This is a genomic window from Planococcus halocryophilus, from assembly GCF_001687585.2.
Classification (GTDB): Bacteria; Bacillota; Bacilli; order Bacillales_A; family Planococcaceae; genus Planococcus; species Planococcus halocryophilus.
In genome coordinates this window covers 2,203,745-2,229,567 of the sequence record NZ_CP016537.2, presented here as the reverse complement: position 1 = coordinate 2,229,567, position 25,823 = coordinate 2,203,745, and the positions used below count along the sequence as shown (strand labels likewise).

The window sequence follows — 25,823 nt, the reverse complement described above, 5'->3', positions numbered from 1 at the left end:
CATTAATCGCAACAGACGACTCCCAGAGCAAATTTGTTCTTTGGGAGTTTGTTGTTTAGAAAGGGTGTTTGAGTTGTTGGAGAATCGTAAAATTCTACTATGTGTCAGTGGGGGAATTGCTGTCTATAAAGCTGTTGCTCTCGTAAGTAAACTGTCACAAGCCGGTGCGTCCGTAAAGGTAATTATGACTGAGTCAGCGCAGCAATTTGTGCAACCGCTAACGTTTCAAGTGATGTCTAGAAACGATGTCTATACGGATACATTTGATGAAAAGGATTCTTCTGTCATTGCGCATATTGACCTTGCGGATTGGGCAGACCTGATTATTGTCGCTCCTGGAACCGCTAATGTGATCGGAAAGCTAGCAAATGGCATTGGTGATGATATGGTGACAACAACCTTACTTGCGGCAACCGCACCGATTTGGATTGCACCAGCAATGAATGTTCATATGTACGACCACGCTGCAGTAAAACGTAACCTTCAACAGCTTCATGAAGATGGCATTCGTTTTATCGAACCATCTGAAGGGTTTCTTGCCTGTGGATATGTCGGTAAAGGACGTTTAGAGGAACCGGAAAAAATTACAGAACTAGTTAAAGACTATTTTACGCGCGAACATAAACTAAGTGGTAAAAAGGTAGTCGTGACAGCGGGACCAACACGTGAACGTATTGATCCTGTTCGATTTTTAACCAATTTTTCAAGCGGGAAAATGGGGTATGCGATGGCGGGTGCGGCTGCTGAAATGGGAGCTGAAACAATTTTAATTAGTGGCCCTGTTTCATTACCGGTACCGAGTGGTGTCACTCGTATTCAAGTCGAAAGTGCAGAAGACATGCTAAAAGCCGTCGAAGCGCATTTTGATACGGCAAATTATGTTGTTAAAACAGCGGCAGTGGCTGATTATCGACCAAAAGCAATCGCGAATCAAAAAATGAAAAAACAAGAAGGCGGTTCAACCATCGAATTGGAGCGGACTGTCGATATTCTTAAACAATTGGGTCAACAGAAGAAAAATCAAGTATTAATTGGTTTTGCAGCTGAAACCAACGATGTGAGTAAGTACGCAAAAGAAAAATTAACGCGCAAAAATGCCGATTACATTATCGCCAATGATGTTAGCGAAGCGCAAGCAGGGTTTGAATCAGATACCAACCGCGTGACGGTATTTGGTAAAAACGATTTTGAACAAGCTTTTGATATGATGCCGAAACAACAATTGGCGCGTCAATTGTTCGAAATGATTACAGATAAGGAAGAGTCCTATGATAGCTGAAGTTATTGTGGACGTTGCTGCACATCCAATAGATCGGCCATTTGATTACGCCATTCCAAAAGCAGTGGAAGTTTTGGCAGAGCCGGGAATGCGTGTGAAAGTGCCGTTTGGCAATCGCAAAGTGCTTGGATTTATAACGAACATTAAACAATCTTCTGATTTTGATCCAAAACGCTTAAAACCGATTCATGAACTGATGGACGTAACGCCAGTTTTAAATGAAGAGTTACTACAAATGGCACAGTGGATGAAAAAACAAACCGTTTGCTTTGAAATTGATGCCTTACAAGTGATGGTGCCCGCAGCTTTACGTGCGAAATACGAAAAACGGTTCGTGCTAAATGCAGAATTAGAAGAAATCTTGCCGCCTTTGCGTCCTTATTTTGAGAATCGTTCTTTTATTCGGTTGCAAGATGCCGTTGAAGTTTATGCATTACTAAAAAAAGAGATGGATAAAGGAACAATTATTGCCGATACGGACATTCAGCAACAAACAGCTGTTAAAAAGGTCAGAATGATTCATGTCGCTGACACAATAGAAGTACTTGAAACGATAGAAATACGTGCAAACGCCAAACAGCAATTAAAGCTAATGGAGTATTTTTTAAAAAATACGGGACAATCGATTGAATCGTCTCAACTTCAAAAAATAGCAGGTGTTTCATTGCCTACGATTTATAGCTTAGTTGATAAAGGTGCTGCACAAATTTCGAATATGGAATCTTACCGAGACCCTAAATTATTATCCAACATTGAACATAAAGCATCTTTAAAGCTAACAGGAGCGCAACAAATTGCTTTCGATCGGATTGAAGCGGCATTAAATACTCCGAAAACTTTCTTGTTGCATGGCATCACAGGCAGTGGGAAAACGGAGATTTATCTGCAAACAATCGATCAAGTGTTAAAACAAGGCAAAGAAGCCATCATGTTAGTACCCGAAATATCCTTAACCCCTCAAATGACAATTCGTTTTAAAGAACGCTTCGGGGATCAAGTCGCCGTTTTACACAGTGGCTTATCGGCAGGTGAAAAATATGACGAATGGCGTAAAATTCAACGAGCAGAAGTAAAAGTGGTCGTTGGAGCACGCTCCGCTATTTTTGCGCCTTTCCAAAATTTGGGGCTTATTATTCTCGATGAAGAACACGAATCGAGTTATAAGCAAGATGACTCTCCTCGTTACCATGCGCGTGATATGGCCATATGGCGTAGTGAATATCATAAGTGTCCGGTTATTTTAGGGAGTGCAACACCTTCTCTTGAATCATATGCCCGTGCGCAAAAAGGAGTTTATGAGTTATTGGTGTTAGAAAAACGCGCGAAAAATCAACCGTTGCCAGATGTTCATATTGTCGATATGCGAGAAGAACTGCGAAACGGCAACCGCTCAATGTTTTCAGTGCAATTAGCTGATGCGATTCGCGATCGGCTGGAGAAAAAACAACAAACGGTATTGTTTTTAAATAAACGCGGATATTCATCTTTTGTGCTATGCCGAGATTGCGGAACAGTTATGCAATGTCCAAATTGCGATATTTCTCTGACCTATCACCGGTCGAGTGAAATGATGAAATGTCATTATTGCGGTTACGACGAGCGTGTACCAACGACATGCCCAGAATGCGAAAGTGAACATATTCGCTTTTTCGGAACAGGTACTCAAAAAGTCGAAGAAGAACTTGCAAAAGTAGTGCCAGAAGCCCGTGTTTTGCGGATGGATGTGGACACGACACGTACCAAAGGAGCACATGAAAAAATCCTTTCTGCTTTTGGTGAAGGCAAAGCAGATATTTTGCTTGGAACACAAATGATTGCGAAAGGACTGGATTTTCCAAATATCACGTTAGTAGGTGTGTTGTCAGCGGATACGACACTTCACTTACCGGATTTTCGAGCGGCAGAAAAGACGTATCAATTGCTAACACAAGTAAGTGGTCGAGCAGGACGAGATGTCTTACCTGGCACAGTATTTGTTCAATCTTATACGCCGGAACATTATGCGATTACGCTCGCCAAAGACCAATTATACGAACCCTTTTACGATCGAGAAATGACGATGCGGAGAGCAAGTGGTTACCCACCTTATTATTTTGTCGTCAATATCCAATTTACACATGAAGATTTAATGACAGTGGCAGAATACGCAGATCAGACCGTTCGTTATTTAAAAGGTCAATTGTCACCAAATACCTTAATTATTGGACCTTCAGCGTCGTTGATCTCTCGTGTCAATAATAGATATCGCTATCAATGTTTGATAAAATACAAAAAAGAATCAAAACTGATCGACACGATGCAACAATTGATCAAAATTCATCGGACAGAGTGGCTGAAAAAAGGGGCGACCCTGTCGATTGATATGAATCCTACATCGGTCATGTAAAAGAAAAGAGGACATAATTATGGCAATTCGAACAATCGTAAAACATCCCAATAAAGTACTAGAAACAAATTGTGAGGCGGTAACAGTTTTTGATAAAAATTTATCGGTTCTTTTAGATGATATGCACGAAACAATGGTGGAATCAGATGGTGTCGGAATTGCTGCGCCTCAAGTAGGAGAAGCGGTTCGCGTAGCCATCGTTGACTTTAGAGAAGGCCAAGAGCCAATCGAAATGATCAATCCAGAATTGGTGTTATTTGAAGGCGCTGAAACGGATATTGAAGGGTGCTTAAGTTTCCCGGGAGTTTTCGGGGAAGTGGAACGTTACGACCATATTAAAATTAAAGCACAAGAACGAGACGGTTCTTGGTACGAGTTAGAGGCAGAAGACTATGAAGCTCGTGCGATTCTGCATGAAATGGACCATTTAGATGGTGTGTTGTTTACGAGTAAAATCACGAAATACGTGACGCAGGAAGAATTAGATGAAATGATTCGCCAGCAGGAAGAAGAAGAGGAGGAGCAGGCTTGACCAAAATTATCTTTATGGGCACACCTGCCTTTTCGGCACCGATTTTACGTATGTTAGTCGAAGAAGGCTATGAAGTGATTTCTGTCGTAACACAGCCAGACCGTCCTGTAGGACGTAAAAAAGTCATGACGGCAACTCCTGTTAAAGAAGAAGCATTGCGTCTCGGGTTGCCTATTTATCAACCGGAAAAGTTGAAAAACAAAGATGAACTCCAACATGTACTTGATATGGGTGCAGATTTAATCGTAACTGCAGCATTTGGTCAAATTTTACCAAGTGAATTGTTAGAAGCACCGAATCTAGGGGCGGTCAACGTTCATGCGTCACTTCTTCCAGCATATCGCGGAGGTGCACCGATTCATCAATCGATTATTGATGGACAGGATGAAACAGGTGTCACGATTATGTATATGGTAGACCGCTTAGATGCAGGTGATATTATCTCACAAGTAACGGTGCCGATCGAAGAACAGGACCATACCGGTAGTATGTTCGAAAAATTGAGCATTGCAGGTCGCGATTTGTTAAAATCCACGTTGCCATCAATCATTGAAGGCACCAACAAACGCATTCCACAAGATGAGCAATTGGTGACGTATGCGCGCAATATTTCGCGGGAGCAAGAACGGATTGATTGGTCACAATCAGTGACAGCGATTTACAACCAAGTTCGTGGATTGCATCCGTGGCCAGTCGCGTATACAAGTTTTAATGATGCCACTATGAAAATTTGGTGGACGGAAAAAACGTCCTCTAGTGCTAAAGGTCAAGCTGGAGAAGTTGTCGAGCTGACTGAGGATGCCATTTTAGTGCAAACTGGCGATGGCGTTTTAGCAATTACCGAATTGCAACCAGCTGGAAAAAAACGCATGACAGCGAAAGATTATTTAAAAGGACCTAAAATCCAGGTGGGAGATTTATTCGAATGAAAAACAAAAAATTACAAGGTAATGTTCGCGATGCAGCATTTTCGATTCTATGGGCGGTTGAAAACAAACAAGCTTACAGCAACCTATTACTTCACCAAACCATTGAGAGTTATGGGATTGCAGCTAAAAATAGAGGTTTGCTAACGGAAATTACGTATGGTACTTTGCAGCATCAAATGACGCTGGATTATTATTTAGAACCTTATTTAAAAGGGAAAATCGAACCATGGGTCAAAATTCTGTTGAGATTATCTCTTTATCAAATTGTTTATTTAGACCGAATTCCTGCACACGCAGTTGTTCACGAAGCAGTCGAGATTGCTAAGCGTCGTGGGCACGGTGGTGTGGCTTCTGTTGTAAACGGCGTTTTACGTTCGGTTCAGCGCAACGGTGTGCGTTCATTTAATACGATTAGCGATCCATACGAAAAAATTTCAATTGAGACGAGTCACCCAGAGTGGATGATCCGACGTTGGGCAGAGCAATTTGGTTTGGAGAAAACGCGGGAAATGGCGTTGGAAAACAACAAAACACCATTGCAAACGGTTCGTGTAAATACAGTTCGTGCGACAGTTGAAGAAGCTATTGAAATGCTCGAGTCAGAAGAGTTAGAAGCGGTACCAAGTAAAATGATTCCCGAATGTTTAGTTGTTACGAATGGTCAGCCTGCTCGTACAACTACTTTCGAAAAAGGCTTTATTACGATTCAAGATGAAAGTTCTATGCTTCCAGCCTATGCATTGCAAGTAGAGCCAGGAATGACGGTTCTCGATATGTGTGCGGCACCAGGTGGGAAAACCACTCATATTGCTGAAAAAATGAAAAACAGTGGAACATTATATGCACTTGATTTACACCAGCATAAAGTGAAGCTTATTGATGAAAATGCCGAGCGATTAGGACATACTGTAATCGAATCTACTGTTGGTGACGGCAAACAAAGTGTAGAGCGTTTTGGTGAAGAGAAATTCGATCGTATTTTAGTAGATGCTCCTTGCAGTGGATTAGGTGTAATCAAGCGGAAGCCAGATATTAAATACACGAAAAAAGAGCAAGATTTTGCTCGTTTGCAGGAAATTCAAATTGAATTATTGGACCAGGCAGCTCGCCTATTAAAAGAAGATGGCATACTCGTTTACAGCACTTGTACCGTAGATGCTGTTGAAAATAGAGGGACTGCAGAGCGCTTTTTAAAAGAGCATCCTGAAATGGAAAAAATTCAGGCAGCACTACCTGCAACGATGGGCATTAAACACACAGGTTTTGTTCAAGTTTTCCCGCAAGATTATGGAAGTGACGGCTTTTTCATCGCTGCTTTTAAAAAGACTCAAAAGACAGCAACAGCTTAAAGAGGATCGGGGTGTCATGATTTGTTTCAGTATGTGATCGAAAGTGATACGGGTAAAATTCGTTTAGTAAACGAAGATAGTGTAGCGGTACTTAAACGAACTGATGGATTAATGTTAGCGATAGTTGCAGATGGAATGGGTGGTCATAAAGCTGGAGACGTCGCTAGTAAAATGACGGTTGATCAATTGAGTCAATTTTTTTTAGAAGATGAGGACGAAGCATTTTTGACGCTCGACAGCAAGCGGAAATGGCTTTCAGAGCGCATCAAAACGATTAATCGCTCAGTGTATGATCATGCATCGGCAAATCCTGAATGCAAAGGCATGGGAACTACTTTAATTGCGGCATTGATTAAAGGCTTTGAAGGTGTTTTATGCCATATTGGCGATAGCAGAGCTTATCTCATTGGTGATTCCATCAAACAGTTAACTCGCGACCATTCTTATGTCAATGTGCTCGTTGATAGTGGTGAAATCAGTCAAGAAGAGGCTGAAGAGCATCCAAAGAAAAATTGGATTGTTCGTGCGCTTGGTACTGAATCTCGAATTGAAAGAGAAATAATCGATTTTTCGTTAGCAGATGATCCATATTTATTGATGTGCTCAGATGGGCTAAGCAATAAAATTCCAAAAGAAGAAATTGCCTCCGTTGTGCGCTCTGCGTCACCTTTATCTCAAAAGGGTCAGGAACTAGTAAATCTGGCTAATGACCTTGGAGGAGAAGATAATATTTCATTAATTCTTCTATCCTCTATGGATAAGGAGGTATAACTATGTTGATTGGAAAAAGTATCAACGGCCGCTATAAGATCAAGGAATTGATCGGTGGTGGTGGAATGTCTAATGTCTATTTGGCGCATGATATGATTTTGGATCGAGATATCGCGATTAAGATTTTGCGATATGATTTTTCTAATGAAGAAGAGTTGCGTAGGCGTTTCCAAAGAGAAGCATTATCCACTACCAGTTTGGCACATCCGAATATTGTTAACATTTTCGATGTAGGCGAAGACGGTTCTATCCATTATTTGGTGATGGAGTATGTTCCGGGGAAAACGCTGAAAGATTACATAATCGAACATTCACCGGTCTCGCCTGAGCGGGCAGTGGAGATTATGAAGCAGTTAGCATCGGCTTTAGCACATGCCCATCACAACCAAATTGTCCACCGAGATATTAAACCACAAAACATTTTAATGGATGATCATGGCAATGTGAAAATATCTGATTTTGGGATTGCAATGGCATTAAGTGCGACATCCTATACACAAACAAATTCCGTGTTGGGAACGGTTCATTATTTATCTCCAGAGCAGGCTCGAGGCGGGACAGCCAATAAAAAATCTGATATTTACTCTCTCGGTATCGTAATGTATGAATTAATCACAGGTAAGCTGCCATTTTCAGGTGAATCGGCTGTTTCGATTGCGTTAAAGCATCTGCAGACAGAAACACCATCTTTGCGTGATACAGTTCCTTCACTGCCACAAAGTTTAGAAAATGTCGTTTTAAAGGCTACTGCAAAAAAATTAGAGCATCGTTATCAGTCGGCTGATGAAATGGAAGAAGATCTTAGCACGGTATTATTACCTGAACGACTAAATGAACCAAAGTTTATGGTGCCTGTCGACCAAGATGAAACGCGTGCAATGCCCGCTATTAAAGACACAGCGGCCTATGCCAATGTCGAAGCTTCCAAAACAATGCCGTTACCGGTAAATGAAACGGCAAATGAACAAAAAACTCCTATGAAAAAGAAAAGAAAGAAATGGCCGTGGATTATCGGCGTGTTATCGTTCTTATTGATAGCGGGTCTAGTGCAAGCCATTGCATTTCCGGGTCTATTTGAACCAAGACAAGTAGCAGTACCGGATGTTTCAGGAATGGAACATACAGAAGCGGTAGAAGAGCTGCAAGCTAATGGATTTATCGTTGGAGAAGAAACAGAGGAATTTTCAGAAGAAATAGCAGGCAACCATATAATTCGAACCATTCCAGAAGCAGGGAAAATGAGAGATCGTGAATCAGCAATTCAGCTTTTCGTCAGCAAAGGAAAAGAAAAAGTTGAAATGAAAGATTTTGTCGGTACAATGCTTGAAGACGCGACAAGCGAGTTGGACTCCCAAAAATTTGCGCCAGCTAAATCTACAGAAGAGTTTTCCGAAGAACCTGCAGGGACGATTTTAAATCAGCGACCAGCAGCTGGAGAAGAAGTGATTATTAGTGAAACTGAAGTTGAGTTTATTGTCAGCAAAGGAAAAGACTTGCGCAAGGTAGAAGATTTAGCCGGATTTACTGAGGAAAATCTCAATGATTATGCCCGTTCTTCAGGCTTTAATATTCGAATTGTGTCTGAACAAGCATCAAGTGAGGTAGAAGCTGGAAAAGTTATGTCTCAAACACCTGCTGCAGGAGAACAACTAGAAGCAGGGAGTACAATTGAAGTAACCTTGTCTTCAGGGGTAGCTGAACAACCGATGAAAACATATATTCATACAATCACTATTCCATATGAACCAGATGAGCCGACTGAAGAAGGCGAAGAGCCAGTTGAGCAGACCATTCAAGTGTATATACAAGACAATACCAATACCATGGTAGAGCCTGTAGAGGAATTTAAAATTACCGAAAATAAATCTCACCAGATTGAAATGCAAATTGCAGAAGGTGATAGTGCATCTTACCGAATTGTGCGAGATTCAACGATTATACTAGAAGAAACTTTTGAGTACGCTAGTGTGGAATAAGCGATGAAAGGAGTGAAACGATGCCGAAAGGTCAAATCAGAAAAGCGTTAAGCGGATTTTATTATGTATTAGATGATAACGGGGAACGATATACGCAATGTCGTGGTCGGGGCGTTTTTCGTAACCGCCAAATCACACCATTAGTTGGAGATTATGTCGACTACAAAGCAGATAATGAACTCGAAGGCACAATTTTACATGTATACGAACGGAAAAATGAATTGGTGCGTCCGCCAATTGCAAATGTGGATCAAGCAATTTTGGTGTTTTCAGTAAAGCAACCGGATTTTCACCCTTTGCTTTTAGACCGCTTTTTAACAGCGATTGAATCGCATTCAATCCAACCTATCATTTGTTTGACGAAAATGGATTTATTAAAAGAAGAAGAAAAAGAAAAAATTCAACACTATATTGCAGATTACGAAAAAATTGGCTATGAAGTCATTCCAACGTTTATTGATGACCCTGCATTAAAAAATCGGTTAATGCCGGTACTCGAAGGGAAAATCAGTGTGCTAGCTGGTCAATCGGGAGTTGGGAAATCAACGATGCTCAACACTATTTTGCCATCGTTAGAATTAAAAACAGATGACATTTCAAAAGCTTTAAATCGAGGCAAACATACGACGCGCCACGTGGAGTTAATCGCCGTCAATAATGGTTTACTAGCTGATACGCCTGGCTTTAGTTCGTTTGACTTTGAAACGATGGAACGAGAAGAGTTGTCTGCTTGTTTCCCTGAATTTGCAGCACGATCAAACGCATGCAAGTTCCGAGAATGTTTGCACATGAATGAACCGAAATGTGCCATTAAAGCAGCAGTAGAAGCAAAAGAAATTCCAGCATATCGTTACAAGCATTACTTGAAGTTTTTAGAAGAAATTATGAGTCGAAAGCCGAGGTATTCAAATGATTAAAATTGCACCGTCTATTTTAGCAGCAGATTTCGCAAAACTTGGAGAAGAAGTGTTAGAAGTAGAAAAAGCAGGAGCAGATTGGATTCATGTAGATGTCATGGATGGTCATTTTGTTCCAAATATTTCATTTGGAGCTGTCGTGTTAAATGCAATACGTCCCTTAACTAAATTACCAATGGATGTTCATTTAATGATTGAAAATCCAGATCTTTATATCGAGGAATTTGCAAAAGCAGGGGCTGACTACATTACAGTCCACGTAGAAGCATGCCCTCATTTACACCGTACGATTCAATTGATACGTTCGTTTGGTGTAAAGCCAGGTGTTGTGTTAAACCCACATACGCCAATCGAGACGATTCAACATATTCTTGAAGATATCGACCTTGTGTTATTTATGACGGTCAACCCAGGCTTTGGCGGACAGAAATTTATTCATTCGGTGGTTCCGAAGGTCAAACAACTGTCTGACATCATTAAAGAAAAAGAATTAACGATTGAAATCGAGATTGATGGCGGCATTAACGAAGAAACCATCGTAGCTTGCGCTGAAGCCGGTGCAACAGTTTTTGTAGCGGGTTCAGCTATCTACAGTAAAAAAGACCGTGCGCAAGCTCTTCAAGCAATTAGGAAAGCAGGAGAAGAGGCGATTTCGTGAATGTCATTTTAATCGCAGGAGGTCCGGCAGTTGAACTGCCGGATTTCTCTTTATTTCCAAACGCTATTTATATAGGGGTCGATTCGGGCACACTCACGTTGCTTGAAAGAGACATTCATCCAAATGCTGCTGTTGGAGATTTCGACTCAGTAACAGCGGGTGACTATGAAAAAATCCGAATGGCTTTTCCTGATTTGGCACGCTTGCCTTCAGAAAAAGATCAATCGGATACAGAGCTAGGACTTGAAAGAGCGATGACATATCATCCACAACAAGTGATACTTGCAGGTGTAACGGGTGGCCGTCTGGATCATTATATGAGCGTATTGCACATCGTCTACCATTATCAACAAAAATTTCCTGAAACCCGCTTTCTCATAATAAACAACCAGAACCAAATCCGTTTTTTAAGCCCAGGTATTCATGAGCTTGTAAAAGACGCACGTTACCGGTACGTGTCTTTTTATCCTTTTGCAGAAGAAGTTCAAGGTTTAACGTTATCAGGTTTTAAATACCCTGTAACAAATGAAAATCTTCCTTTTGGCACGACGCGCTTTGTTAGCAATGAACTCGTAGGTTGTGGAAGTGTTGAGATAACTAGTGGCTATTGTTTAATGGTTGAGAGCTCAGATGCATAGAGATGGCTTAAACAGTATTTAAAATAAAAAGAGCACAGAAAAACAACTTGTTTTTCTGTGCTCTTTTTATAGAGGCGTTTTTGTTCCAGCCTCATCTTTTTAACCAACGAAAAAATGCCAGGCTGATTAAATCAGCACTGGCATTATCCATGAACGATTATACGCGTTCAACTTTTCCTGATTTCATGGCTCTTGCAGAAACCCATACACGTTTCGGTTTACCGTCTACAAGGATGCGAACTTTTTGAAGGTTTGCTCCCCATGTACGTTTTGTCGAATTCATAGCGTGCGAACGGGCATTTCCGGCGCGAGCTTTACGTCCACTAACTGCACATACTTTAGGCATGTAAGTCCCTCCTCACAAGTGAAGCTGAAAATTATAATAGAATTTCAGTTCGTTTTTCGTTTCACATACTTTAATAATTTACCACAGACATATCGGGTTTGCAACTATATTTGAGGGTCTTTAAAGAAAAAAACCTTTACACCTTAAAACGGTGGCTTTTCATCTATAAGTCTTTAAGGTAGAATGGTAAGAGTGAAATAGGACTCAAGGAGGAATTTCCATGTCGATTGAATTAAAGAACGAATATGGTCAAATCGATATTTCCAATGATGTAGTTGCTCAAATAGCAGGCGGCGCAGCGATTGAATGTTACGGTATTGTAGGCATGGCGACGAAACACCAAATACGTGATGGCCTGACAGATATACTCCGCAAAGAAAATTTTGCAAAAGGAGTTATTGTGCGTCAGGAAGATGAAAATTTGGTAATTGATATGTATGTCATTATCAGCTACGGAACGAAAATTTCTGAAGTAGCTTATCAAGTCCAGTCCAAAGTGAAATATACGATCACACAAACATTGGGTATGTCAGTAAAAGCAGTAAATATTTTTGTCCAGGGAGTTCGTGTAACGAACCCGTAGGAGGAGGAAGAAACGGATATGAAGTCATTAAATGGCGAGAAATTCGCAGAAATGGTTCAGATGGGATCTCACCATCTTTTTCAAAATGCGGATTATGTAGATGCATTAAATGTTTTTCCGGTACCTGATGGCGATACAGGGACCAATATGAATTTGTCGATGACTTCTGGAGCGAAAGAAACAACTGCTCAAGCAGACGCTCATATTGGCAAAACAGCAAGTGCTTTATCTAAAGGACTATTAATGGGCGCGCGCGGAAACTCAGGCGTTATTTTGTCGCAGCTTTTTAGAGGTTTCGGTAAATACATCGCTTCAGAATCGGAATTGACTGCCCTTAAATTTGCAGAAGCTCTTCAACATGGTGTGGAAACAGCTTATAAAGCCGTTATGAAACCAGTTGAAGGTACAATTTTGACAGTTGCAAAAGATGCGGCTGCTAAAGGCATGGAAGTAGCTAAAACTGAAGAAGATATTATTGCTTTTTTTGAAGCTGTAGTAGTTGAAGCGCAAGCTTCTTTAGAGCGGACGCCTGATCTATTGCCAGTATTAAAAGAAGTAGGAGTAGTCGATAGTGGCGGACAAGGTCTTGTTTATGTGTATGAAGGATTCCTCGCATCATTAAAAGGCGAAGAACTTCCAGAAAAGCATGCACATCATTCGATGACGGATTTAGTGAGTGCTGAGCACCATAAAAATATCGCTGGTTTCATGGATACTGCTGATATCGAATTTGGCTATTGCACAGAATTCATGGTGAAGTTTGAAGAAGGCAAAAAAGAGTTTAACGAAGCTATGTTCCGTTCAGACTTGAGTGGTTACGGAGATTCGCTTCTAGTCATTGCTGATGATGAAGTTGCCAAAATCCACATCCATTCAGAAGAGCCCGGAAAAGTGCTTACATATGGACAAGATTACGGAAGCTTGATCAGCATGAAAATTGAAAATATGCGTCAACAGCATATCGATATTGTAGGCGAAGACTTCCAAAAAAACGCACCAAAAAAACAAGCCACACACCCTTATGCAGTCGTAACAATTGCGATGGGCGAAGGTATTGCTGAACTATTGCGCAGTATCGGAGCTTCGTATGTAATCGAAGGTGGACAAACAATGAATCCTTCAACGGAAGATATTGTGAACGCTGTTAAGTCGATTGGTGCAGAACGTGTGCTTATTTTACCTAACAATAAGAACATCATTATGGCTGCAGAGCAGGCAGCCGAACTTCTAGAAATTGAAGCGGCTGTTGTTCCGACAACAAATGTACCTCAAGGAATGTCAGCATTACTTGCCTTTAATTCAGGGGCATCAGTAGAAGACAATCAAGCTGCAATGGCAAGTGCTTCGAAACATGTAAAATCAGGTTCTGTCACATTTGCAGTACGTGATACCTCAATCGATGGTATTGAGATTAAAAAAGATGATTTCATGGGTATTTCTGAAGGGAAAATTATTGTTTCTGACAGCAAACTTGAATACGTTACGGAAGAACTAGCTAAAAAATTAGTGGATAGTGAAGCGGAAATCGTCACGATCCTTTACGGAGAAGACACGACAGAAGCCGATGCTCAAAAATTAGGCGAATTCATCGAGTCTTTAAATAGCGATGTTGAAGTTGAAATTCATAACGGTAAGCAACCTTTGTATCCATTTATACTAGCGGTAGAATAAATTTCTTTTTGTTATTGGAATATCGTCAAAAGCTAAGGCGCATACGAATGTATGCGCTTTTTTATTTTTGTGAAATATGTCAAAATCATGTACACTAACAGTATACGTAACTGAAAGAGAGGGGTTTGAGCCATGAAGTTCAAATCTGTTTTTGATATAATCGGCCCGGTTATGATCGGGCCATCTTCTTCGCATACTGCGGGAGCAGCCCGTATCGGAAGAGTAGCGAGGGATTTGTTTGGGAGACAACCGGATTGGGCAAAAGTGCACCTATATGGTTCTTTTGCAGAAACCTATAAAGGTCATAGTACAGATGTTGCGATTATCGGTGGTTTATTGGATTACGATACCTTTGATGAACGCATTAAAACTTCTTTTGAAGAAGCCAAAAATGCAGGAATGACGTTTGAGTTTATTCCGGAAACAGGTCATGTAGATCACCCAAATACTGCACGTATCGTCATTGGAGATAAAGATTCTGAAATGTCGATGATGGGCATTTCAATTGGTGGCGGTAAAATTGAAATAACAGAGCTTAACGGATTTCCTCTTCGGTTGTCGGGGAATCATCCGGCGATTCTGGTCGTCCATGAAGATCGTTCAGGGTGTATCGCAAATGTCGCTAACTGCCTGTATAAATACGATATCAACATCGGTCATATGGAAGTTTCTCGAAAAGAACGAGGACATATGGCATTGATGGTTATTGAAGTCGATCAAAATGTGGACAAAGAAGTGATGGAAGATTTACGAAAACTACCGAATATCACGCAAGTGACAAGAATCGCCGATTAAATTGGAGGGTATAACTTATGGAAGCTTTATTCCGTAATGTAAGAGAATTGGTTGAACGAGCTGAAAAAGAAGAAAAACTGATTTCAGAAATCATGATTGAGCAGGAAATGCTTATGACCGATCGTTCACGTGAAGATATAATGATTCAAATGGACCGTAATTTAACGGTCATGGAAGAAGCGGTAGAAAAAGGATTAAAAGGTGTTCATTCCGTATCTGGATTAACAGGTGGAGATGCGGTATTATTGCAAAAATACCGTGACACTGGGAATGCGCTTTCAGGAGATTTATTGCTTGATGCAGTAAGTAAAGCGGTTGCGACAAATGAAGTTAACGCAGCAATGGGCACGATTTGTGCAACGCCAACAGCTGGCTCTGCAGGAGTTGTACCGGGTACATTATTTGCTGTGCAAAACAAGTTAAATCCGACGCGTGAGCAAATGATTCGTTATTTATTTACGGCAGGAGCTTTTGGGTTTGTTGTGGCTAACAATGCTTCGATTTCAGGCGCAGCTGGCGGATGCCAAGCAGAAGTTGGATCGGCAGCAGGTATGGCTTCAGCAGCGATTATTGAAATGGCAGGAGGCACTCCGCAACAATGTTCGGAAGCTTTCGCAATCACGATGAAAAATATGCTTGGCCTCGTTTGCGATCCAGTGGCGGGATTAGTAGAAGTGCCTTGTGTAAAACGCAATGCAATGGGAGCGGCAAATGCAGTCGTAGCTGCTGACATGGCATTAGCGGGTGTAACGAGCCGTATTCCATGTGATGAAGTAATTGGTGCGATGTTTGAAATCGGCCAATCAATGCCGAGTGCGCTAAGAGAAACCGCTAAAGGTGGACTTGCCGCAACTCCTACTGGAAAATGGCTCGAGTCTAAAATTTTCGGAGGAGCAGTTGTCGGTAGTGGGCAGTAACGATTCCGTCGCCACATTAAAAGGGGTAGGCAAACAAGCAGCTGACACCTTGCGGGAAATGAAAATTGAAACGCTCCATGATTTAATCATGACATTTCCGTATCGCCATGAAGATTTTCAATTAAAAGATTTGGCAGATACACCTCATAATGAACGCGTTACAGTGGAGGGAAGGGTCGAAAGTGAACCTTCCGTCCTTTTTTTAGGTAAGAACAAATCGCGAACGCAAGTCCGTGTGCTGGTAGGACGTCATTTAGTAAAAGCGATTTTCTTTAATCAGCCGTATGTAAAAGCTAAATTGCATTTAGGGGAAATCATTACAGTGACTGGTAAATGGGATCGTGGAAGACAAGTAATTACCGTCTCTAGTCATACTATCGGCCCGCGTACAAATGGTGCGGATTTTGAACCGGTGTATAGCTTGAAAGGCAGTATTCATCAAAAAACTTTTCGCAAACTAATGCGCCAAGCGTTAGATTTAGTGAAAGAAGATATTGAAGATTGTTTACCAAAGTCGTTAGTTGATACGTATCAATTAGCGCCAATTCAAGATGCCTTAGAATGGGTTCATTTTCCACCAGATGGTGAAAAAGTGAAACAAGCACGGAGGCGTTTTGTTTATGAAGAATTATTGGTATTTCAGTTAAAAATGCAAGCCTTGCGTAAGAAGAACCGTGAAGAAGAAGGCGGTTCTTTTATCGACTATGACTTAGAGCAACTTAAGAAGTTTATCGAGTCTTTGCCATTTGATTTAACAGCCGCTCAAAAACGAGTGGTCAATGAAATTTGCAAAGATATGAAAGAGCCGTTCCGAATGAACCGACTTTTACAAGGGGATGTAGGATCCGGAAAAACGGTAGTAGCGGCAATTGCCTTATATGCTGCTTACACTGCTGGATTACAAGGTGCGTTAATGGCGCCTACTGAAATATTAGCGGAACAACATGCTAATACATTAGAACAATGGTTTCGACCGTTTTCAATGAATATCGCGCTTTTAACAGGATCGGTTAAAGGCAAGAAGCGTCAGTTAATATTGGAACAATTAGCGGCAGGCGAAATTGACTTGTTAATTGGGACTCATGCCTTAATCCAACCAGAAGTACGATTTGATAAATTAGGGCTCGTTATTACAGATGAGCAGCACCGCTTTGGAGTAGATCAGCGACGCGTGTTAAAAGACAAAGGCTATAATCCAGACGTCTTGTTTATGACAGCAACGCCAATTCCACGTACATTAGCGATTTCTGCTTTTGGTGAAATGGATGTTTCGATTATCGATGAAATGCCAGTTGGGCGAAAAGAAATTGAAACGTATTGGATGAAAAAAGAGATGTTTGGCAAAATTGTCGGGCGCATGGAAAAAGAGTTGGCAGCTGGCCGGCAAGCATATGTCATATGTCCGCTGATTGAGGAGTCAGATAAACTCGATTATCAAAACGCGGTAGATTTGTTTCAGCAACTAACGATGTATTTCAAAGATCGTTTCTCGGTGGGTTTGATGCATGGTCGTTTGCATCCTGACGAAAAAGAACAAACCATGCGTGAGTTTTCAGAAGGTCAAGTGGATGTGTTGGTATCCACAACCGTAGTAGAAGTTGGCGTGAACGTGCCAAACGCATCGTTTATGCTTATTTATGATGCAGAACGTTTTGGTTTGTCTCAGTTGCATCAATTGCGTGGACGTGTCGGGCGTGGCAGTGAGCAGTCTTATTGTGTGCTACTGGCAGATCCGAAAACAGAAATTGGTAAAGAGCGAATGACAACCATGACAGAAACGAACGACGGCTTTGTGTTAGCTGAAAAAGATTTGCAGTTGAGAGGACCGGGTGACTTTTTCGGTCGTAAGCAAAGTGGCATACCGGAATTTAAAATGGCGGATTTAATCCATGATTATCGTGCGCTTGAAGCAGCAAGAAAAGATGCTGAAAAACTAATTAGCAGCGAAGAATTTTGGCGCGCAGAAGACATGGCTTGCTTGCGTCTGCAAATTGAACGCTCAGGTGTATTATCAGGAGGAAGACTCGATTAGGAATGCAAGGTATTAATTTTCCTTGCATTCTTTTTTTGTTATTTATATACTCATATTAGTACCAAGTGCTAATAGCGGGCGGTGACATAGTGAAAAGACCAAAAAAACAGCGACAACAAGCGTTAAAAGACTCGATTAAAGAAAATCCTTTTGTGACTGATGAAGAACTATCGGTGACATTTAACGTGAGTGTGCAAACAATTCGACTAGACCGAATGGAACTTGCCATTCCGGAATTGAGAGAGCGCATTAAACATGTTGCTGTAAAAACGTTTGAAGACGAAGTGAAATCATTGCCAATCGATGAAGTGATTGGTGAGATCATTGATATTGAATTAGATAAAAAAGCAATTTCAATTTTCGATGTGAAACCAGAGCATGTTTTTCAGCGCAACCAAATTGCCAGAGGCCATCATTTATTTGCACAAGCTAACTCGTTAGCGGTAGCAGTAATGAATGAAGAATTGGCATTGACGGTAAAGTCGGAACTGCAATTTTTGCGGCCGGTAACTGCTGGGCAACGGATTGTTGCAAAAGCGGAAGTGATTGACAGTCACCCTGAAAAAAACAGGGCGTTTGTAAAAGTTACTTCTTCTGTCGAACAACAAACGGTTTTTATTGGCACATTTGAAATGTATCGAATGACAGAACAAAGTGAAGGTGACGTAAAGTGAGAATAGCAGTAGATGCAATGGGTGGAGACAATGCCCCAAAAGAAATTATCGCGGGTGTGTACAAAGCGTTAGAAGAATTTAAGGATATTGAAATTCAATTGTATGGTCATGAAGATAAAATGAAAGAATTTCTGAAGGAACATGATCGTTTAACAATCGTCCATTGTGAAGAAGTGATTACATCAGAAGATGATCCTGTCCGATCGGTTAAGCGGAAAAAAGATGCCTCAATGGTTCGAATGGCGCAAGCAGTAAAAGACGGGAATGCGGATGGTTGTGTATCTGCTGGTAATACAGGAGCGCTTATGTCAGCGGGATTGTTTATTGTCGGTCGTATCGACGGTGTAGATCGCCCAGCGTTAGCTCCGACATTGCCAACAATTGATAGCAAAGGGTTTGTTATGCTTGATTTAGGTGCAAATGCTGAAGCTAAGCCAGAACATCTTGTGCAATATGCGATCATGGGCAGCATTTATGCTGAAAAAGTTCGTGGCATTAAGAATCCGACAGTTGGGTTGTTGAATATCGGAACTGAAGAGAAAAAAGGCAATGATTTAACAAAAGCTGCTTTTCCATTATTAAAAGAAGCCCCAGTTAATTTTATTGGCAACGTGGAGTCACGGGATTTATTAAATGGCGTGGCGGACGTAGTTGTAACCGATGGCTTTACCGGAAATATGGTGTTAAAAACCATTGAAGGCACCGCAATGAACGTTTTTGCGATGATGAAAGATGTCTTTATGAGCTCGGCTAAAACAAAAGTTGCAGCTTTTCTTGTGAAAGATGACTTGAAAGGGTTAAAAGGCATGTTGGATTACAGTGAATATGGCGGTGCTGGACTATTCGGCTTAAAAGCACCTGTGATAAAAGCACACGGCTCATCAAATGCTAATGCCTTATTCAATGCGATACGCCAAACGCGTACGATGGTTGAATTTGATGTAACGGGCACAATTTATAGTACGTTGAAAAAGGAGACATTACATGAAGACTAAGATTGCATTTATCTATCCAGGTCAAGGTTCGCAAACTGTTGGTATGGGCGAGAGCTTTTTAACAGACGACACGAGCCGTAATTTCTTTGAAAGTGCTAACCAAGCGCTTGATTTAGATTTATCTAAGTTAATGCTAGAAGGCCCACAAGAAGAGTTGACGTTAACGTATCATGCGCAACCAGCTCTTCTAACAGTTAGTTCGATGATTACAGAACGGTTGATTCGTGCAGGGATAAGACCGGATTATACAGCAGGTCATAGTCTTGGCGAATACAGCGCACTCGTAACTTCGAATGTGTTAGAATTTCCAACAGCGGTTAACATTGTACATAAGCGTGGATTATTTATGAATACGGCATTCCCAGCAGGAGAAGGGACTATGGCCGCTATTCTTGGTATGGAAAGCGATGAACTGGAAAAAGTAACAAATGAAGTAACAGATACGACAGGTGTTGTTCAGCTAGCGAATTTAAATTGTCCCGGACAAATTGTTATTTCAGGTACGAAAGCCGGAGTAGAGCAAGCGTGTATCGTTGCTAAAGAACGCGGAGCTAAGCGTGCCATTCCACTTGATGTGAGTGGGCCCTTCCATTCGGAATTAATGCGTTCAGCGTCACAAGATTTAGCAAAAGAACTTAGCTTGTCGTTCTTGTTAGATGCGAAAGTGCCAGTAATTTCAAACGTGACGGCAAAAGCGGAGAAAAATGCGACACAAATTCAAGATCTCCTTGTTCGTCAATTGTATTCTCCAGTGCTGTGGGAACAATCAGTACGCGAAATGATCGATCTTGGTGTCACGGTATTTATTGAAATTGGTCCAGGAAAAGTATTGAGTGGATTAGTGAAAAAAATTGACCGTTCAGTTAAAACTTTGCCTGTCTATGACTTGGAGTCATTTGAAAAAGCGGTAGAGGAGTTGGCGAAATGAATAAACTTGCAGGGAAAACAGCGATCATTACTGGCGGATCTCGTGGAATTGGAGCAGAAATAGCTCGGAAATTTGCGGCAGACGGTGCAAAAGTAGTTGTCAATTATAGTGGTAGTCAAGAAAAAGCAGAAGCGGTAGTTGCGGATATCGAGGCAAATGGCGGCACTGCAATTGCGGTGAAAGCCAATGTAGCGGATGCTGAATCGGTTAAAGCAATGGTTGATGAAACGATGAAAACGTTTGGTTCTGTTGATATTTTAGTAAATAATGCAGGCATCACACGGGATAATTTGATGATGCGCATGAAAGATGATGAATGGGACGATGTCATCAACATCAACTTAAAAGGTGTGTTTATTTGCACAAAAGCAGTAACGCGCCAAATGATGAAACAGCGTTCTGGACGAATAGTCAATATCGCATCAATCGTAGGCGTGATGGGCAATGCTGGACAAGCAAACTATGTTGCAGCAAAAGCGGGTGTTATCGGCTTAACAAAAACGACAGCGCGTGAACTAGCGAGTCGTGGAATTACAGCGAATGCTGTGGCTCCTGGCTTTATCACGACCGATATGACCGGAAAATTGAGTGAAGACGTTCAAAAAGCGATGATGGGACAAATTCCATTAGGCCGTTTTGGTGCACCAGAAGATGTTGCAAAAGCTGCGCTGTTCTTAGCTTCGGACGATGCATCATATATGACGGGGCAAACGCTTCATCTTGATGGCGGCATGGTCATGTAGGTAATTTTTTTGTATACTGATTTGAGGGGAGGTGACGACATTGTCAACAGTATTAGATAGAGTAACTAAAGTAATCGTGGATCGTCTAGGTGTAGAAGAAAGCGAAGTGAAACTTGAAGCTTCTTTCACAGGTGACCTAGGTGCAGATTCATTGGACGTAGTAGAACTTGTTATGGAACTTGAAGATGAGTTCGATATGGAAATTTCTGACGAAGACGCTGAAAACATGACTACAGTAGGCGACGCAGTAACGTATATCGAAAAGAAACAATAATACGTAATAACTATTGACGCACGATTGCTGTTATACTAAGCGATTGTGCGTCAATTCTCTTTTGCACATTAGTAAAAAAAAAGGTAAAATTGAAAGAAGTACACAAAGGAAGGCAGATAAAAATGGCGATAAATAGAAAAACAAATCATCACAAGCCTGGCATCTTAAAAGAAAGCGCTAAAGCAGCATTTGAACAATTGCAAAAAGAGCTGAATATCACATTCAATAAGCCTACATTGCTGTATCAAGCTTTCACCCATTCATCTTATGTGAATGAGCATCGAAGAAAACAATTTACCGATAACGAACGCCTGGAATTTCTAGGAGATGCAGTACTGGAATTATCCGTTTCGCATTACCTATACATGAAATATCCTGAAATGAGCGAAGGCGAATTGACGAAGTTGCGTGCAGCCATCGTTTGTGAACCTTCACTGGTTTTATTTGCTAATGAACTCGGATTTGGCAAATACATCCTTTTGGGCAAAGGAGAAGAGTTGACTGGTGGCCGAACGCGTCCTGCGCTACTAGCTGATGTTTTCGAATCGTATATCGGTGCGCTTTATCTAGACCAAGGGTTAGAGCCTGTGGTTGCATTTTTGGAAATGGTGTTATTTCCAAAAGTAGATATCGGTGCTTTTTCGCATGTGATGGATTATAAGAGCCAATTGCAAGAATTGGTTCAGCAAAAGAATACAGGCACATTGAGTTATGAAATTATAGACGAAATCGGTCCGGCGCATAGCCGTCTATTTGTGACCCGTGTGTCTCTAGCAGATAGAGAACTTGGCGTTGGTAATGGCCGATCGAAAAAAGAAGCGGAACAGCAAGCAGCTCAGCTGGCAATCCGTAAATTGCAGGAAGCGGCGGAGGAGTAATAATGTTTTTGAAAAGATTGGAAGTCATGGGGTTCAAGTCGTTTGCTGATCGTATTGGCATCGACTTTGTTCCGGGAGTAACAGCGGTTGTTGGACCAAACGGTAGCGGGAAAAGTAATGTTACCGATGCCATCCGTTGGGTGCTTGGAGAACAATCAGCAAAATCACTGCGCGGGGCTAAAATGGAAGATGTTATTTTTGCCGGAAGTGATTCGAGAAAGCCGTTAAACTTTGCGGAAGTAACATTAATTTTAGATAATACAGATGGTCGAGTCCCTCTTGATTACAGCGAAGTCAGCGTAACAAGAAGGGTTTTTCGTAGTGGTGAAAGTGCATACTTATTAAACAAGCAAAATTGCCGTTTAAAAGATATTACGGACTTGTTCATGGATTCTGGTCTTGGGAAAGAAGCCTTTTCGATAATATCTCAAGGACGAGTAGATGAAATTCTGAATTCAAAAGCAGAAGAGCGTAGGTCAATTTTTGAAGAAGCAGCAGGCGTTTTAAAATACAAGCAACGCAAGAAAAAAGCGGAGATCAAATTAAATGAAACCGATGAAAACTTGAATCGTGTGCTTGATATTTTGCATGAATTAGACGGCCGAATGGAACCGCTTCAAATTCAAGCTTCAACTGCAAGAGACTTTTTAGATATGAACGAACAGCTAAAAGATGCGGATATTGCTTTACTGGCATATGATGCAAGCAACCTTGAAAAAGAGCTAAGCCAATTGGCAGATGAAGCTGCATCTCATTCAAAAAAAGAGCAGCAATTATCAACAGAAATTAATGACAAAGAGCGTCTTGTCGCTAAAATACGGAAGGCGCTCTTTGACATGGACAACAAAATAGATGGAGCGCAAAATGCTTTAGTCGAGGCTAGTGCTGAGACGGAAAAATGGCAAGGGCGTAAATTATTAATGTCTGAGAAAAAGAGCAATGCTGATCGTCAGGCATTGCAATTACAAGAAAATTTAGAGGTAGAAAAACAAGAAAATGAACTATTAAAGAAAAAACATAGTGAGCAGCTGGCTTTGTTAGAAGAACGTAAAACTGAGCGTCACTCAATTCGGACTGCGATTCAGCAACTTGAAGAACAGCTAAATCGAACACCAGCGGATATCGACAACGAAATCGAAAATTGCAAGTCAATCTATATTGACTTGATGAACGAACAAGCAACAGTGAAAAATGAATTAAAAAATATTGGCTTACAAGAACAACAATTAACGGAGTCTACCGGACGCATTAGCACGCAGCGAACCGATTTTACCGCTGAACTTTCAAAGCTGAAAGCTGAAAAAGCTCGAGCTGGAAAAGATGTTCAAGAAGTCAGGTTCTCATTAGACAATAAGCGTAAGCAATATAAAGAAAGTGAAGCAGCTTATCAGCAGCAAAAACAAGCTTTCGAGCAAAAACAATCGATGCTATTCCAGGCGTATCAGTCGCAAAAGCAATTGGCAGCCCGTATCGAGACACTTCAAGAATTAGAAGCTGATTTTTCGGGCTTTTTCCAAGGAGTACGAGAAGTATTAGTAGCTCGTGAAAAAGGTCAATTGCAAGGGATTAGAGGAGCAGTTGCTGAAATCGCACAAGTAGAGAAAAACTATGCCAAAGCGATTGAAACGGCTTTAGGCGCATCGAGCCAGCACATTGTAACTGAAAATGAACAACACGCTCGTGAAGCAATTGATTTCCTTCGAAAGAAAAGAGCCGGCCGTTCTACATTCCTGCCAATGACAGTTATGAAGCCAAGAGTGATTCCTGAACACACTTTAGCAACGGTTAGTAAGCATCCGTCGTACATTAATATGGCATTTGAATTGGTTAGCTATGATCCGCAATATGGCATGATTATTGAAAATTTATTAGGTAACGTAATTATTGCTGAGGATCTAAAAGGGGCAACAGCAATTGCCAAAGCAACGGGTAACCGTTTCCGTGTAGTGACACTTGAAGGCGATATCGTCAATGCAGGTGGATCAATGACCGGGGGTGCTAACAAAACACAAGCTTCTTTCTTTACGCGAAAAGCCGAACTTGAGCAATTGCTTGTTCAGGCAACAGAATTAGAAGAAACCATCTTAACTGCTGAAAAAACAGTTCGCAAAGAACAAGAGATAGTTAAAACTGCTGAAGAAGCGATTCGGATTTTGCAAACTGAAGGCGAAAAATACCGTGATTTAGAAGCGGAAAGCTCTATTCTTTTACGAGAAATAGAAGCTGTATTAAAAACCACTTTAGAACGATTTGATATTTTTGAAGCCGAGCAGAAAAACAAAGAGTACGATTTAACAGCGATAACCAAACGCAAAGAAACAGCGTCTACGCGTCTTGATAGCATTGTCGGAGAACTTAACGACATTACAGTGAAAATCGACGAATTAACTTTGTTTAAGCAGCAAAACGAATCGGCACGTGATCAAGTTCTAGCGAAGTTGGCGGAACAGAAATCACTTTATGCTGTAACAAAAGAACGTGTGGCACAATTGACTGCTAGCGAAGCGGAGCTTTTTGAACGACTCGAAAAAAGCAATCAAAAATTGCAAGATCACCAGAAAGAGTTGGAATGGATTCAATCAGAGGAAGCGGCAAAAGTGTATTCTGATGAAGAAATTTTGCTCGAAATAAAAACGTGGTCTGCGAAAAAACTTCAAATTCAAGAAACGGTCAATGAAACAAAAGAACAACGCGTAAAAGAGCAAAGCAGCTTGAATGATTTAGAAGAAAAGTTAAGAGAACAGCAACGCGTTTATAAAGGCTATGTAGAAGCGATTCGAATCTATGAAGTCAAATCGACACGTCTAGAAGTTCAAATCCAAAGCTTTATCACTCAACTTGAAACCAATTACCAGCTGACACTTGAGCAAGCAAAACAGTTTGAAATGATGGACGAAGAAACAGCGGTCCGCAGAAAAGTAAAGCTACTCAAGCAGTCTATTGAAGAATTGGGTCCTGTACATGTTGGCGCGATCGAGGAATTTGAACATGTTTCGGATCGCCATGCCTTTTTAACAGAGCAACGCGACGATTTAAACGAAGCAAAAGAAACCTTACGTACGTTGATTCGCGAAATGGATGGAGAAATGACCAGTCGTTTTGATGATACTTTTCATGCGATTCGTATACAGTTCCAGCGTGTCTTTAAAGAATTATTCGGCGGTGGGTCAGCAGATTTAGTATTAACAGACCCTAAAGATATGTTAATGACAGGTGTGGAAATTATTGCACAACCACCTGGTAAAAAACTGCAGAATTTGAGTTTGCTATCAGGAGGAGAACGCGCACTCACAGCTATCGCTTTATTGTTCGCGATTTTGAACGTACGCCCTGTCCCGTTTTGTGTATTAGATGAAGTCGAAGCAGCGCTTGATGAATCGAATGTCGTGCGGTACAGTCAATACTTGAAGAAATTCAGTGAAGATACGCAATTCATCGTCATTACACACCGAAAAGGAACGATGGAAGGTGCCGATGTTTTATATGGCATCACCATGCAAGAATCCGGAATTTCTAAATTAGTATCAGTCAAGCTCGAAGAAAAAACCTGAA

At 41.1% G+C, this 25,823-nt stretch carries 23 protein-coding genes; 22 read left to right on the top strand and 1 reads right to left on the bottom strand.

Going from position 1 to position 25,823, the window contains the following annotated elements; translation table 11 throughout:
* Window positions 1-73 precede the first annotated feature (73 nt).
* From coaBC to BBI08_RS11205, 10 genes are read left to right on the top strand one after another with little or no spacing between them, the layout of a single operon-like run.
* Window positions 74-1,279 (top strand): bifunctional phosphopantothenoylcysteine decarboxylase/phosphopantothenate--cysteine ligase CoaBC, encoded by a 1,206-nt coding sequence (gene coaBC / locus BBI08_RS11250; protein WP_008497985.1) that lies wholly within the window; start codon window positions 74-76, stop codon window positions 1,277-1,279.
* Complete coding sequence (gene priA, locus BBI08_RS11245; RefSeq protein WP_065528102.1) at window positions 1,269-3,665, top strand: primosomal protein N'; 2,397 nt, start codon at window positions 1,269-1,271, stop codon at window positions 3,663-3,665. The genes coaBC and priA overlap by 11 nt, the downstream gene beginning before the upstream one ends.
* Before the next feature lie 19 nt (window positions 3,666-3,684).
* Window positions 3,685-4,197, top strand: a complete 513-nt coding sequence (gene def / locus BBI08_RS11240; RefSeq protein WP_008497982.1) for a peptide deformylase — start codon at window positions 3,685-3,687, stop codon at window positions 4,195-4,197.
* Window positions 4,194-5,126 carry a methionyl-tRNA formyltransferase gene (gene fmt, locus BBI08_RS11235; RefSeq protein ID WP_008497981.1) on the top strand — a complete coding sequence of 311 codons (933 nt, stop codon included), beginning with the start codon at window positions 4,194-4,196 and terminating at the stop codon, window positions 5,124-5,126. The genes def and fmt overlap by 4 nt, the downstream gene beginning before the upstream one ends.
* Window positions 5,123-6,475 (top strand): 16S rRNA (cytosine(967)-C(5))-methyltransferase RsmB, encoded by a 1,353-nt coding sequence (gene rsmB, locus BBI08_RS11230; RefSeq protein ID WP_065528101.1) that lies wholly within the window; start codon window positions 5,123-5,125, stop codon window positions 6,473-6,475. Before fmt ends, rsmB begins: the two co-directional genes overlap by 4 nt.
* A gap of 21 nt (window positions 6,476-6,496) precedes the next feature.
* The gene (locus BBI08_RS11225; RefSeq protein WP_008497979.1) at window positions 6,497-7,246 is read left to right on the top strand and encodes a Stp1/IreP family PP2C-type Ser/Thr phosphatase; all 750 of its coding nucleotides are present in this window, start codon (window positions 6,497-6,499) and stop codon (window positions 7,244-7,246) included.
* 2 nt (window positions 7,247-7,248) lie between these two features.
* A complete protein-coding gene (gene pknB / locus BBI08_RS11220) occupies window positions 7,249-9,222 on the top strand; it encodes a Stk1 family PASTA domain-containing Ser/Thr kinase (RefSeq protein ID WP_008497978.1) in 1,974 nt (657 codons plus the stop codon).
* Between the two features lie 20 nt (window positions 9,223-9,242).
* Window positions 9,243-10,139, top strand: a complete 897-nt coding sequence (gene rsgA / locus BBI08_RS11215; protein WP_008497976.1) for a ribosome small subunit-dependent GTPase A — start codon at window positions 9,243-9,245, stop codon at window positions 10,137-10,139.
* Window positions 10,132-10,797: a ribulose-phosphate 3-epimerase gene (gene rpe, locus BBI08_RS11210; RefSeq protein ID WP_008497975.1), complete on the top strand. Its 666-nt coding sequence runs from the start codon at window positions 10,132-10,134 to the stop codon at window positions 10,795-10,797. The genes rsgA and rpe overlap by 8 nt, the downstream gene beginning before the upstream one ends.
* Window positions 10,794-11,435, top strand: a complete 642-nt coding sequence (locus BBI08_RS11205; protein WP_008497974.1) for a thiamine diphosphokinase — start codon at window positions 10,794-10,796, stop codon at window positions 11,433-11,435. Before rpe ends, BBI08_RS11205 begins: the two co-directional genes overlap by 4 nt.
* A gap of 157 nt (window positions 11,436-11,592) precedes the next feature.
* On the opposite strand, the gene rpmB is transcribed toward BBI08_RS11205, so the two are convergent.
* Window positions 11,593-11,781: a 50S ribosomal protein L28 gene (gene rpmB / locus BBI08_RS11200; RefSeq protein WP_006828787.1), complete on the bottom strand. Its 189-nt coding sequence runs from the start codon at window positions 11,779-11,781 to the stop codon at window positions 11,593-11,595.
* 220 nt (window positions 11,782-12,001) lie between these two features.
* Here rpmB and BBI08_RS11195 point away from each other — a divergent pair, with 220 nt between their 5' ends.
* From BBI08_RS11195 to smc, 12 genes are all read left to right on the top strand, one after another.
* On the top strand, window positions 12,002-12,364 hold the full coding sequence (locus BBI08_RS11195; RefSeq protein ID WP_008430809.1) for an Asp23/Gls24 family envelope stress response protein: 363 nt from the start codon (window positions 12,002-12,004) through the stop codon (window positions 12,362-12,364).
* An 18-nt stretch (window positions 12,365-12,382) separates the two neighbouring features.
* A complete protein-coding gene (locus BBI08_RS11190) occupies window positions 12,383-14,035 on the top strand; it encodes a DAK2 domain-containing protein (RefSeq protein ID WP_065528100.1) in 1,653 nt (550 codons plus the stop codon).
* A 132-nt stretch (window positions 14,036-14,167) separates the two neighbouring features.
* On the top strand, window positions 14,168-14,830 hold the full coding sequence (gene sdaAB / locus BBI08_RS11185) for an L-serine ammonia-lyase, iron-sulfur-dependent subunit beta (protein WP_008497972.1): 663 nt from the start codon (window positions 14,168-14,170) through the stop codon (window positions 14,828-14,830).
* A gap of 17 nt (window positions 14,831-14,847) precedes the next feature.
* Window positions 14,848-15,747: an L-serine ammonia-lyase, iron-sulfur-dependent, subunit alpha gene (gene sdaAA, locus BBI08_RS11180; protein WP_008497971.1), complete on the top strand. Its 900-nt coding sequence runs from the start codon at window positions 14,848-14,850 to the stop codon at window positions 15,745-15,747.
* Window positions 15,737-17,779: an ATP-dependent DNA helicase RecG gene (gene recG / locus BBI08_RS11175; RefSeq protein WP_008497970.1), complete on the top strand. Its 2,043-nt coding sequence runs from the start codon at window positions 15,737-15,739 to the stop codon at window positions 17,777-17,779. Before sdaAA ends, recG begins: the two co-directional genes overlap by 11 nt.
* Before the next feature lie 89 nt (window positions 17,780-17,868).
* Entirely contained in the window at window positions 17,869-18,453 is a 585-nt protein-coding gene (fapR, locus tag BBI08_RS11170) for a transcription factor FapR (protein ID WP_008430816.1), read from the top strand.
* Window positions 18,450-19,448 carry a phosphate acyltransferase PlsX gene (gene plsX / locus BBI08_RS11165; RefSeq protein ID WP_040850903.1) on the top strand — a complete coding sequence of 333 codons (999 nt, stop codon included), beginning with the start codon at window positions 18,450-18,452 and terminating at the stop codon, window positions 19,446-19,448. Before fapR ends, plsX begins: the two co-directional genes overlap by 4 nt.
* Complete coding sequence (fabD, locus tag BBI08_RS11160; protein WP_008497968.1) at window positions 19,438-20,376, top strand: ACP S-malonyltransferase; 939 nt, start codon at window positions 19,438-19,440, stop codon at window positions 20,374-20,376. Before plsX ends, fabD begins: the two co-directional genes overlap by 11 nt.
* The gene (fabG, locus tag BBI08_RS11155) at window positions 20,373-21,119 is read left to right on the top strand and encodes a 3-oxoacyl-[acyl-carrier-protein] reductase (RefSeq protein ID WP_008497967.1); all 747 of its coding nucleotides are present in this window, start codon (window positions 20,373-20,375) and stop codon (window positions 21,117-21,119) included. Before fabD ends, fabG begins: the two co-directional genes overlap by 4 nt.
* A gap of 40 nt (window positions 21,120-21,159) precedes the next feature.
* Complete coding sequence (locus BBI08_RS11150) at window positions 21,160-21,393, top strand: acyl carrier protein (RefSeq protein WP_008430824.1); 234 nt, start codon at window positions 21,160-21,162, stop codon at window positions 21,391-21,393.
* A 122-nt stretch (window positions 21,394-21,515) separates the two neighbouring features.
* Entirely contained in the window at window positions 21,516-22,271 is a 756-nt protein-coding gene (gene rnc, locus BBI08_RS11145; RefSeq protein WP_008497965.1) for a ribonuclease III, read from the top strand.
* 2 nt (window positions 22,272-22,273) lie between these two features.
* A complete protein-coding gene (gene smc, locus BBI08_RS11140) occupies window positions 22,274-25,822 on the top strand; it encodes a chromosome segregation protein SMC (protein WP_065528099.1) in 3,549 nt (1,182 codons plus the stop codon).
* Window position 25,823 lies beyond the last annotated feature (1 nt).

Bases quoted from the DNA above. Each gene is read 5' to 3' on its own strand.
- priA (WP_065528102.1), top strand. From the start codon at position 1,269: ATGATAGCTGAAGTTATTGTGGACGTTGCTGCACATCCAATAGATCGG.
- def (WP_008497982.1), top strand. From the start codon at position 3,685: ATGGCAATTCGAACAATCGTAAAACATCCCAATAAAGTACTAGAAACA.
- rsmB (WP_065528101.1), top strand. From the start codon at position 5,123: ATGAAAAACAAAAAATTACAAGGTAATGTTCGCGATGCAGCATTTTCG.
- pknB (WP_008497978.1), top strand. From the start codon at position 7,249: ATGTTGATTGGAAAAAGTATCAACGGCCGCTATAAGATCAAGGAATTG.
- rsgA (WP_008497976.1), top strand. From the start codon at position 9,243: ATGCCGAAAGGTCAAATCAGAAAAGCGTTAAGCGGATTTTATTATGTA.
- rpe (WP_008497975.1), top strand. From the start codon at position 10,132: ATGATTAAAATTGCACCGTCTATTTTAGCAGCAGATTTCGCAAAACTT.
- rpmB (WP_006828787.1), bottom strand. From the start codon at position 11,781: ATGCCTAAAGTATGTGCAGTTAGTGGACGTAAAGCTCGCGCCGGAAAT.
- BBI08_RS11195 (WP_008430809.1), top strand. From the start codon at position 12,002: ATGTCGATTGAATTAAAGAACGAATATGGTCAAATCGATATTTCCAAT.
- BBI08_RS11190 (WP_065528100.1), top strand. From the start codon at position 12,383: ATGAAGTCATTAAATGGCGAGAAATTCGCAGAAATGGTTCAGATGGGA.
- sdaAB (WP_008497972.1), top strand. From the start codon at position 14,168: ATGAAGTTCAAATCTGTTTTTGATATAATCGGCCCGGTTATGATCGGG.
- sdaAA (WP_008497971.1), top strand. From the start codon at position 14,848: ATGGAAGCTTTATTCCGTAATGTAAGAGAATTGGTTGAACGAGCTGAA.
- fabD (WP_008497968.1), top strand. From the start codon at position 19,438: ATGAAGACTAAGATTGCATTTATCTATCCAGGTCAAGGTTCGCAAACT.
- fabG (WP_008497967.1), top strand. From the start codon at position 20,373: ATGAATAAACTTGCAGGGAAAACAGCGATCATTACTGGCGGATCTCGT.
- rnc (WP_008497965.1), top strand. From the start codon at position 21,516: ATGGCGATAAATAGAAAAACAAATCATCACAAGCCTGGCATCTTAAAA.
- smc (WP_065528099.1), top strand. From the start codon at position 22,274: ATGTTTTTGAAAAGATTGGAAGTCATGGGGTTCAAGTCGTTTGCTGAT.